The organism is Janthinobacterium sp. GW822-FHT07H10 (assembly GCF_058798675.1).
The window spans coordinates 257,905-267,579 of the sequence record NZ_JBXAKS010000002.1; the positions used below are offsets into that span (position 1 = coordinate 257,905).

Sequence of the window (9,675 nt, forward strand, 5' to 3'; positions counted from 1 at the left end):
CTTGAAACGCTATAAATCCCAGAAAGAATTTATGAGCCAAATTGTACAACACAAAAGCATCAGCATCGCGAATACGGTCATCACCACCGATCAGGACGGCCGGTTCTGCCTGAACGATCTGCATAAGGCAGCTGGCGGTGAAGACCGGCATGTGCCTGGATACTGGTTGGAAAATCGGCAAACAGCCGAATTAATTGCTGAACTGGAAACTACCGGAATTCCGGTAGTTAAAAAGCCTGGCCGTGCCGGTGGCACATACGCTTGCAAGGAGCTGGTGTACGCCTACGCCATGTGGATCAGTCCCAAGTTCCACCTGGAAGTCATCCGCACCTTTGATGCCGTGGCCACCGGCCAGGCGCCGGCCGCCGCGCGCACGCGCAGCGCCGTCTCGCCCGCCAAGGAATTCCGCGCCATCTTCGGTATTGCGCGCCTGATCGGCCTCGACAAGAATGCCGCGGCGATCAGCGCGAACCAGGGCACGGCCGCGCTCACCGGCGTCAACATGTTGCAGCTGATGGAGCGCACGCACCTGGCCACGCCCAGCCAAGAGATTTACTACACGCCGACGGAGCTGGGCAGCCGCTTCGTCAAGAGCGCCAGGGCATTCAACCAGCTGCTGGTGCAAGCTGGCTTGCAGGAGAGCATCGCCGGACACTGGGTGCCGACGGAGAAGGGACGCGCGCATGCTTTCGTGGCGGACACCGGCAAGGCGCATTCCAGCGGCACGCCCATCCAGCAAGTGAAATGGCGCGACTCCGTCCTGGCGGAGGTGGCATTGTGACTGGCCAAGCTGACAATCGCGCGCGCCCAGCTTTTGGCGTAAATAAGGCGAAGCGCCGCCGAACTTGCGTCACTCTCCCGAAACACGGCTCCCGCTCGTACGCGCTGTTGCATGCGATGCTGGTCGGGCCCGGCACTTTCTACCAAATCTGCGAGCGCGCCGGCTTCGATATTGAAGAAGCGGGCATGGAACACCGCTTGCGCATGATTTTTTCGCGCTTCATCCAGGGCAACGTGCGCCTAGTGGGCATTCGCTACGTGCTGAAAGACGCCTCGCGCGCGGCGCTGCTGGGTGCTGAGACCGAGCAGCCCGGCCAGGTCGCCACGCCGCACTTTCGCGGCACGGTGGGCGCCATGCCTGTAGTGGTCGTTCGCCGGCCAGCTGCGGAGGTGTGCCCATGAAGCAACTATTCAGTATCGTTGCCGTAAAGCTCGTAACCCGTGGGGCTTGGCGCAACTTCATTGGCAGCCGCCTGACATTGCCTGAGAACTACCGTAATTCGATCGGCGGAAACTGCAATCAAAGCCTTCCATCTATCAGTCTGCGCCTGGGTGAGCTTCGTGGTGGCGTTGTCAGCGTACGCCAGATGATCGCCAATGAGTCGCTGGGCGAGCTCAAGCGCGGAAATTGCGTAGGCAAGTCTGGTCGCGCAGTTCCCGCCCAACAGGCTCAGCAAAGCCAACTCCTCAGTGGATATCGCAAATTTCTCGATGCGAAGCAGTTTCTCAGCCTGAGCGCTTGCTATCGGTTGATGGGCCGAGCTTGGCCCTGCAAAGGCCAGATGGGCGATACACATGTCGAGGCTTTGAGAGAGCGATTCAAGGCGTGGGGCAAGACTTGCTGCGACGATATTCGCCCGAAGCAAGTCAGCTTTCTTGCGAGTTCGTTTTTCTTGAGTGGACAGCCACAAGGCCGCGACAGTAGCGGCGACCGTAGCCAGCGCGGAAATTGCATCCCAATCAATGCTGTACGCCATATTCATTCCATCCGTTTTTTGCAAGGATACATCCGCATGTGCGGCAATTCGGTCTCCCCGCCCATGGCCAAGGCCTTGATCCTCGCAAGCTTCGTGCATGAGCGCGAGATTGCGAGGGTGGCGTGAAATCACATGCTTCTGAGTACGACTCTGCCTGTTTCCACCACTTCGACTACAACATGAAAAGCATCTTGCTCGATTTCCTTAAATTGAGTGACTTCAGCATGCATTTCGTAATAGTCCGAGTGCCTAAATCCTGGATCTGTTCTAGCTTTCTGTGTAATGAATCGAAGTACATGGATGCTTCTTTTCATGGCGAGTATCGCGCCGACCATCTCTGTAGATCTGAGATTGTGGAGGGGTATAGCCGCGAGAGCTGCTTCGGCGCCATCAAAATCAAGATGGTAAGAGCTTACCTCCAAATAGCCGAAGATGTTTCCTCGGTCCAGAAGGTTGTCAATGGCTTCAATTGCGATTTGATGAGCATAGGCCGCGATGGTAAAGGCGGAAGTGAGTCTTTCATCATCCGCTTCAGCTCGCTCACGTTTAGCGAGTTTTTCTGCATTGGCGCTTTGTACGCTCGCAATGACGAATCCTGCGCAGATTGCAACGAAAGATGCAATGGCCTGGACCCAACTCGCACTATCACTTGTGCCGAGTCCACCACCAGGCTTGTCAATCGCTTTCGTCAAGCCGGCCATCATGAACACAAGAATAAAAATCGTTATTACGGTGACGACGCCGATAGCTATGTTTTTGCGAATCATTTCCAGTATGGCTTCTTAGGTGATGAAGGTTTGAAGCATAACCGAACTTTTCAAAATGCAATCAAAACGGAGTCGCCATGATCGCTAATCCCGCCCAAATCGCTCGCCACTACCTAGCGAACCAGGCCGCGCCAGCCTTCTCGCTGATCCGCAAGGCCTGCGCCTGCGGCAAGGCCAGCACCGCCAAGCAGCTGACCCAGCATGGCAAATGCGCCGCCTGCGCGCTGGCGGCCGTCCGCGACGCAATCATGCCAGGCGACTTCGCCAAGCTGCAGCACATGCTGGGCGCCGTCGAGCACGTCGCGAAGAAACGGTGGGGATGGCGCAATTACTTTGCCGCTGGCCGCGGCCAGCAGCACGAGGCGATGCAGCGCCTGGTGGCCGCTGGCCTGGCCACGGCCGGCCGCGCCGACGGCGACATGACCTACTTCTACGCCACACGCCTGGGTTGCAAGGCTGCTGGCCTCGACGCCGCTGGCATCAAGCGCGCGATGGAGGATGCATCGTGAGCCGTTGCTTAGGCCTCAATCATCGGTGTCGGGTGCGCGCTTGCAGCATGGGGTTGATGCCGACGACAGACATCGTCCGAACTTTGACTTGCAACCAACGAACCGACTCAAATTTAGCGTTGACTCGCGAACACTTCGAAATCGCTCAACATGCTACTGGCAGCCAAGATATGTTCATGACTTGGGCCACCTGGAGGCAGTACGTCCCAGCCGTTCACCTCGCTTCCAGTCGCTCCGTGTGGGCGTGTAACAAATTTCATGCCTGGCTTAAAAAACTTATAAGTGCTAAGCCGCCTGTTGAGTTCCAGCAAGTATTCATCTTCAGTGAGGCGCGGTCGGAACTGCGGATTCGAACTTGCTGCCTTCCCGCTCACTATCAGCATGGCTTTCTCCAAAGCATTTTGCACGGCTTCATCGGAAGATTTGAACGACAAAACGTCTTGCTCCTCAGATTGCCGCGACACGTCGTCGGAAATGAAAATGGTGGCGCTCCATTCTCCTTCTGGTTTTTCGCGAGCAATGGCTGTCAAGGTAAGTCCGCGGAACTTCATGGGATTTGTATGCCGCATGGTGGCCTCTATTGTCAAAAAAGGAATGTTAGCATGAATCAACTCGACATTTTTTCAGCTGGCGTCCAGCGACTGCAAATGACCGAGTCCATCGATCTGACCCTCCAGTCGCTGTTGGCCTACGGCGCCACGCACGAGCACTGGGGCATCGCTTGGTCGGGCGGTAGGGATTTGAGCTACCGCGTGAAGTTCTCAGCTTGTGGATATCTCACGATGCATATCGAGAAAAATAGAGAGTTCTTGCGAAGCAGCATTCAATTTTTCGCTAGCAAATCTAAGTCGGTTCGCAATATTTTTTTCGACACCAGTTGTATGTGCAACTACGTCATGCGTTACTCTTTCTTCAATTCTTTTGATGAGCGGGATACTCCCGCGAATGTTGCTCGAAGCCGACATAAGATTCGTTGCGATATCTCGTCCCGCAACGATCAAAGGCGTAACGTCAGCACTACTCCACGTATCGATAGCGTCCAACGTTTTTATGCACGAAGCGTAGTCAGGGAGATCGAAATCACCCGACTCCACGTGAAGAGTCTTAATTGCGCTTGCTACACATGCCTGGATAAACATAAGTCGAAATATCCAATCGACAGCTACAACTATTGCCAGCGTTACCTTTTCTTCGTTGCGCCTCCTGCTTTCGGCAGTGGCAAGCCATATTGTGCCGGCAAGCGTGCCCACGGTGCCGATCGCTCCGATCCAGTAGGCCCATTCAGCGACGCCCATTTTGCACCATGGAACGCCGTTATAGCCTGCCAAGCCAATAGCGGCAGTGATAACCATGATTGCCCACTTATCGGACCAAGCCATTCTGCCTCCAATAGAAGTTGGCGGAATCGTAACACGGCGAGTATTGGCGGTGGGAAATGAAGCGTTCACCCATGAAGCCAGGGAAGGCACTGGCCCGTTCGCCATTCAAGCGCACCTCGCCCATGCCCAGTACCGGCATGCTCTCCGTGCAGTCGCACCAGCGCACTGCGCCGAAGCGCAAGGCAGGCTTGAAGACCAAAGGCACACGTTCGACGCCGATCCGGCGCGCCGCGCGCGGTCAGGACTGCACGCTGCGCCTGGCCGTTTGCAACTTCGACCCTGACACCACCGTGCTGTGCCATTCGAACTTTCTGGCGGACGGGAAGGGCATGGGCCTGAAGGCGCCAGACACGGCCGCCGCGTTCGGCTGCAGCGCCTGCCACGACGTGCTCGATGGTCGGCGCCTGCGCCCGGCTGATCTGTCGCTGGCCGGCCTGGAGGCTGCCTTTCGCGTGGCGGTCGGCCGCACACACGAAATCTTACGGTCGGCGGGCCTGCTCGATGCAGCGCCTGTCGCCAATCAACCTATATTGGAACACCCATGAGCGCTTTTAGCCAGCAAGAGCAAAAACACCTGAAAGAAGCCGCGTACGGCGAATTCCTGCGCGCCAAGATCAAGCTGGCCCAGCGCAAGGGCTTCGACGTGCCGCTGGCCGACATCCATCCAGGCCTCAAGCCGCACACCCGCGACATCGTGCGCTGGGCCTTGGCCGGCGGCCAGCGCGCCATCTTTGCCTCGTTCGGCCTGCACAAGACCAGCACCAACCTGGAAGTGATGCGCCAGATCGGCATCAACCGGCCGGGTGGCATTCGCGGCATCGTCGCGCCGCTGGGCGTGCGCCAAGAATTCGCGCGCGAGGTTGCGAAGCGCTTCACCGGCGATCAGGCCGTCGACCTGCGCTTCATCCGGTCCGACGCGGAGATCGATGACCCGGCCACGATTTACATGACGAACTACGAATCGGTACGCGAGGCGAAGGTCGACGTGACCAAGTGGCAGGCATCCGGGCTGGACGAGGCCAGCGTACTGCGCAGCTACGGCAGCAAGACATATCAGGAGTTCTTGCCGATGTTCGACGGCGTCGAGTTCAAGTTCGTCTACACGGCCACGCCGAGCCCTAACCGCTTCAAGGAGTTGATCCACTACGCGGGCTACCTGGGCGTGATGGACACCGGCCAGGCCCTGACGCGCTTCTTTCAGCGCGACAGCGAGAAGGCTGGCAACCTGACGCTGTACCCGCACAAGGAACAGGAATTCTGGCTTTGGGTGGCCAGCTGGGCCGTGTTCATCCAGCGCCCGAGCGACCTGGGCCATTCGGACGAAGGCTACGACCTGCCGGCGCTGGACGTACGATTTCACGAGGTGCCAAGTAACTACAGCACGGCCGGCGCCGAAAAGAACGGCCAGGGCCTGTTGATCCCGAACGTGGCCATGGGCCTGTCGGCCGCTGCCGGCGAGAAGCGCGACAGCATGGCCGCGCGCGTCGCCAAAGTAGCCGAGATCATGGCCGAGGATCCTGATGATCACTTCCTGATCTGGCACGACCTGGAGGACGAGCGCCATGCGATCCAGGCGGCCGTGCCGGGCGTTGTCAGCGTGTGGGGCACGCAGGACCTGGACCAGCGCGAGCAGCGCATCGCCGATTTTAGCGACGGCAAGATCAAGGACTTGTCGACCAAGCCGATCATCGCTGGCAGCGGCTGCAACTTCCAGGTGCACTGCCACCGTGAGATTTTCGCGGGCATCGGGTTCAAGTTCAACGATTTCATCCAGGCAGTCCACCGCGTCCAGCGCTTCCAGCAGCAGCACGCGGTGCGCATCGACATCATCCATACGGAAGTTGAGCGCAAGGTGCTGGCCGACCTGATGGAAAAATGGCGCCGCCACGACGAAATGCAGGCCAAGATGGGGCAGATCATCCGCGCCTATGGCCTGGACCAGTTGTCCATGCAGGACTCGCTGGCGCGCACCATTGGCGTCGAGCGCGCCGTGGTGGCCGGCGAGCGCTTCTCGGTGGCCAATAACGACTGCGTGCTCGAAGCCATGCAGCAGCCGGACAACTCGGTGGGCATGATCATCACCAGCGTCCCGTTCGCCAACCATTACGAATACACGCCGAGCTATAACGACTTCGGCCACACCCAGGACAACGATCACTTCTGGGAGCAGATGGATTTCCTGACGCCCGAGCTGCTGCGCATCCTGCAACCGGGCCGCATCTACGCTTGCCACGTCAAGGACCGCATCAATTTTGGCAACGTCACCGGCGCCGGCGTGCCCACCGTCAGCCCGTTTCATGCCGAGGCGCTGTTCCACGGCATCAAGCACGGTTTCGACTACATGGGCATGATCACCGTCGTGACCGATGTGGTGCGCGAAAATAACCAGACCTACCGCCTGGGCTATTCCGAAGTGTGCAAGGACGGCACGAAGATGGGCGTTGGCTCGCCGGAATACATCTTGCTGTTCCACAAGCCGCAGACGGACCGCAGCCGCGGCTATGCCGACACGCCAGTCACCAAGGCCAAGCCGATGTGTCTGGACGATGCTGGCGACCGGATCCCGTTTGACCGCAAGGCCGCGCCGATTCCCGGTACCGGCTACAGCGTGGCGCGCTGGCAGGTCGACGCGCATGCGTTCTGGCGCTCGAGCGGCGACCGCCTGCTGGGCGCGGCCGAGCTGGCCAGCTTCGGCCCTGGCAAGTTGGCGAAGCTGTTCACCAGCATGTCGCTGGAGAACGTCTATAACTACGAATACCACGTCGAGGTGGGCGAGGCGCTGCTGGCCGGCAAGGCGCTGCCTGCGGATTACCTCAGCCTGGCGCCCGGCAGCGCCGATCCGGCCGTGTGGCACGACATCGTGCGCATGCGCACGCTGAACGGCGAGCAGTCGGCGCGCGCGGTTGAAAAGCACGTTTGCCCGTTCCAGATCGACATCGTTGACCGCCTGATTGGCCGCTACAGCAGCCCGGGCGATGTGATCTACGACCCTTTCTGTGGCCTGGGCACCGTGCCGGTGCGCGCGATGAAGCTGGGCCGCCAAGGTCGAGGGAGCGAGCTGAACCCGGCCTATTTCACCGACCAGGTGCACTACTGCCAAGCGATGGAGCGCGAAATCAGCATGCCCACGCTGTTCGATATGGAACTGATGGACGAGGAGAATGCAAAGTGACGCGCGCAATTTTCAGTGAATTCGTGCTTGGCGCAATGCCCGGTACCAAGGCCGAGATCGTCATCAAGTCGGGCGTCAGCCAGGCGGCCGTGCTGCGTTGGGTTCGCCTGCTGCATGCAGGCCGCAAGATTTACGTCGCCAGCTGGAAGCCGCACCCGCGGGCCGGCGCCCCGATGGCCGTGTATGCCATCGGCGAGCTGCCAGACGCACCGTGCACGCTGCTGCACCTGAGCAAGCGCCAGATTCGTTTGCGCTTCCAGGCCAAGGCCAAGAAGGATGGCCGCTATGACTCAATGAAGGCGCGCTGGCGCAGCAAGTACTGGATCCGCAAGGCGGGCGCCGTGGGCGATCCGCTGGTGGCTGCGCTGTTCGGAGCGGCGCGCGCGCAGGAGGCTCGCTGATGGGGCGCATTCGCACTGTAAAGCCGGAGCTCTTCAAGCACGAAGACCTTTTCGACTTAGAAAAAGAAACTGGCCTGCCGATCCGCACAGCCTTTATGGGTCTGTTTACCTGCTGCGATAAGGAAGGCCGGTTCAAGTGGCGCCCGCGCGCGCTTAAGCTCGACATCCTGCCATACGACGAGCTTGATTTTTCACGCGTCCTTGACGCGTTGATGACGCGTGGATTTGTAGTGAAATATGAGGTCGACGGAGAGTTTTTCGGCATTATTCCGACATTTTCCAAGCACCAAGTCATAAATAATCGTGAATCTGACTCTGAATTGCCAGCGCCGGATGAATCTCTATATATATCAATGACATCCACGCGTGCGGCACGCGTGGATGACGCGACAGTCACGCCCCTTAAGCATGCTCAAGGGGAAGGGAAGGGAAAGGAAGGGAAAGGAAGGGAAGGGGAACAGGAAGGGAAGGAGACTCTTGTCGAGCAAACCCAGCTCGACCCCGTGAAGACGATCTTCGCGTTCTGGCAAAAAGTCATGGACTCGCCCAAGTCGGTTCTGGACGACAAGCGCAAGCGGTTGATCGCCAAGGCGCTCAAGGGCTACTCGCCGGCCGACATCTGCAAGGCCATCCGTGGCTGCTCGAAGACGCCGCACAACATGGGGCAGAACGACGCCCAAACGAAGTACAACGGTCTGGGCCTGATCCTGCGCGATGCCGACCACATCGACCGGTTCATCCGCAACGATGCTGGCCAGGCTCGCGCCAGCGCCGGCAACGAGTCGATCGAGCAGACGAATGAGCGGGTCATGCGGGAGTTGATGGGTGCTTCCGCGCCATCCGGCGACATCATCGACATGGTGCCCGCATGAACGCCGCCGATACGCCACGCTTCATGCAGCTGCTGGCCGAGACGCTGGCCGCCTACGGCAAGCCGCTCCCGGAGCCTGCCATGTCCCGCGCCTGGCTTGCCAACCTTGAACCCTATCCGCTGCGCACGGTGGCGGCTGCCATGCAGGCCTACCGTGACGAGAATGGCGAATTTGCGCCGGTACCGGCTGGCATCGCCAAGCGTTGCAAGCTCATGGACGGCCGCCCGGGCTCCGAGGAAGCATGGGCAATCGCGCTGATCAGCCAGGACGAAATGGCCAGCGTGGTCTGGACGACCGAGATTGCCGAGGCCTTCCGCATCTGCCGGCCAGTACTCGACTCCAGCGGTGCCATCAGCGCGCGCAAGCCGTTCCTGGAGGCGTACGAGCGCATCGTTGCCGCTGCGCGCGCGGCGCGGCGCCCGGCCGAGTGGGTGGCATCGGTGGGCTGGGACAAGACGCGCCACATCGAGGTGCTGGGCAATGCGGTGAGGGCAGGGCTGCTGCCGGCGCCGGCCGTGGCAGGCCTGCTGCAGGGCAAGCAGGACCAGACGCCGGACGATGCCGCGCGCGCTCAACTTGCCGCCATCAAAAAAATGATTTCCGACGGCGCTGCCGCGAAGGAAGCGGCGCGCCTGGAGCGTGTCGAGCAGCAGCGCCTGGCGGACGAAGAATTCAAACGGTCGACCGCTGAGCGCGTGCAACTTTACCTGGCTGACGGCAGAAATGCACCAGGCCCGGCAAGTGCGAATGCCGTTCAGGATTTGCCAGAGGCACCGCCGCACTGCGCAAGGGCCATGGCCGTTACGAAGTGACGTACC

At 59.8% G+C, this 9,675-nt stretch carries 12 protein-coding genes; 10 read left to right on the forward strand and 2 right to left on the reverse strand.

From position 1 onward, the window contains the following. The first annotated feature begins 1 nt into the window (after position 1). The 3 genes from AC1RDJ_RS05295 (at position 2) to AC1RDJ_RS05305 (ending at position 1,883) form a co-directional block, all read left to right on the forward strand. Entirely contained in the window at positions 2–781 is a 780-nt protein-coding gene (locus tag AC1RDJ_RS05295) for a KilA-N domain-containing protein (RefSeq protein ID WP_493026759.1), read from the forward strand. Between the two features lie 107 nt (positions 782–888). Then, entirely contained in the window at positions 889–1,182 is a 294-nt protein-coding gene (locus AC1RDJ_RS05300) for a hypothetical protein (RefSeq protein ID WP_493026760.1), read from the forward strand. Continuing rightward, complete coding sequence (locus AC1RDJ_RS05305; RefSeq protein WP_493026761.1) at positions 1,179–1,883, forward strand: hypothetical protein; 705 nt, start codon at positions 1,179–1,181, stop codon at positions 1,881–1,883. Before AC1RDJ_RS05300 ends, AC1RDJ_RS05305 begins: the two co-directional genes overlap by 4 nt. A gap of 2 nt (positions 1,884–1,885) precedes the next feature. Here the strand turns inward: AC1RDJ_RS05305 and AC1RDJ_RS05310 are convergent, their stop codons facing one another. Then, entirely contained in the window at positions 1,886–2,524 is a 639-nt protein-coding gene (locus tag AC1RDJ_RS05310; protein ID WP_493026763.1) for a hypothetical protein, read from the reverse strand. Positions 2,525–2,601: 77 nt separating this feature from the next. Between AC1RDJ_RS05310 and AC1RDJ_RS05315 the strand changes: the two genes are divergently transcribed. Next, positions 2,602–3,033: a hypothetical protein gene (locus tag AC1RDJ_RS05315; RefSeq protein ID WP_493026764.1), complete on the forward strand. Its 432-nt coding sequence runs from the start codon at positions 2,602–2,604 to the stop codon at positions 3,031–3,033. 113 nt (positions 3,034–3,146) lie between these two features. Here AC1RDJ_RS05315 and AC1RDJ_RS05320 read toward each other — a convergent pair whose 3' ends face one another. After that, positions 3,147–3,563, reverse strand: coding sequence for a hypothetical protein (locus AC1RDJ_RS05320; RefSeq protein WP_493026765.1), 417 nt, complete (start codon positions 3,561–3,563; stop codon positions 3,147–3,149). Positions 3,564–3,635: 72 nt separating this feature from the next. Between AC1RDJ_RS05320 and AC1RDJ_RS05325 the strand changes: the two genes are divergently transcribed. Genes AC1RDJ_RS05325 through AC1RDJ_RS05350 form a run of 6 tightly spaced genes read left to right on the forward strand, consistent with a single transcriptional unit; the run spans position 3,636 to position 9,669 of the window. Beyond that, entirely contained in the window at positions 3,636–4,472 is an 837-nt protein-coding gene (locus tag AC1RDJ_RS05325) for a hypothetical protein (RefSeq protein WP_493026767.1), read from the forward strand. After that, the gene (locus AC1RDJ_RS05330; protein ID WP_493026768.1) at positions 4,469–4,957 is read left to right on the forward strand and encodes a nuclease domain-containing protein; all 489 of its coding nucleotides are present in this window, start codon (positions 4,469–4,471) and stop codon (positions 4,955–4,957) included. Before AC1RDJ_RS05325 ends, AC1RDJ_RS05330 begins: the two co-directional genes overlap by 4 nt. After that, entirely contained in the window at positions 4,954–7,584 is a 2,631-nt protein-coding gene (locus AC1RDJ_RS05335; protein ID WP_493026769.1) for a DNA methyltransferase, read from the forward strand. The genes AC1RDJ_RS05330 and AC1RDJ_RS05335 overlap by 4 nt, the downstream gene beginning before the upstream one ends. Further along, complete coding sequence (locus AC1RDJ_RS05340) at positions 7,581–7,985, forward strand: hypothetical protein (protein WP_493026771.1); 405 nt, start codon at positions 7,581–7,583, stop codon at positions 7,983–7,985. Before AC1RDJ_RS05335 ends, AC1RDJ_RS05340 begins: the two co-directional genes overlap by 4 nt. Beyond that, a complete protein-coding gene (locus AC1RDJ_RS05345) occupies positions 7,985–8,857 on the forward strand; it encodes a hypothetical protein (RefSeq protein ID WP_493026773.1) in 873 nt (290 codons plus the stop codon). The genes AC1RDJ_RS05340 and AC1RDJ_RS05345 overlap by 1 nt, the downstream gene beginning before the upstream one ends. Further along, positions 8,854–9,669 (forward strand): hypothetical protein, encoded by an 816-nt coding sequence (locus tag AC1RDJ_RS05350; protein WP_493026774.1) that lies wholly within the window; start codon positions 8,854–8,856, stop codon positions 9,667–9,669. The genes AC1RDJ_RS05345 and AC1RDJ_RS05350 overlap by 4 nt, the downstream gene beginning before the upstream one ends. Positions 9,670–9,675: the final 6 nt, after the last annotated feature.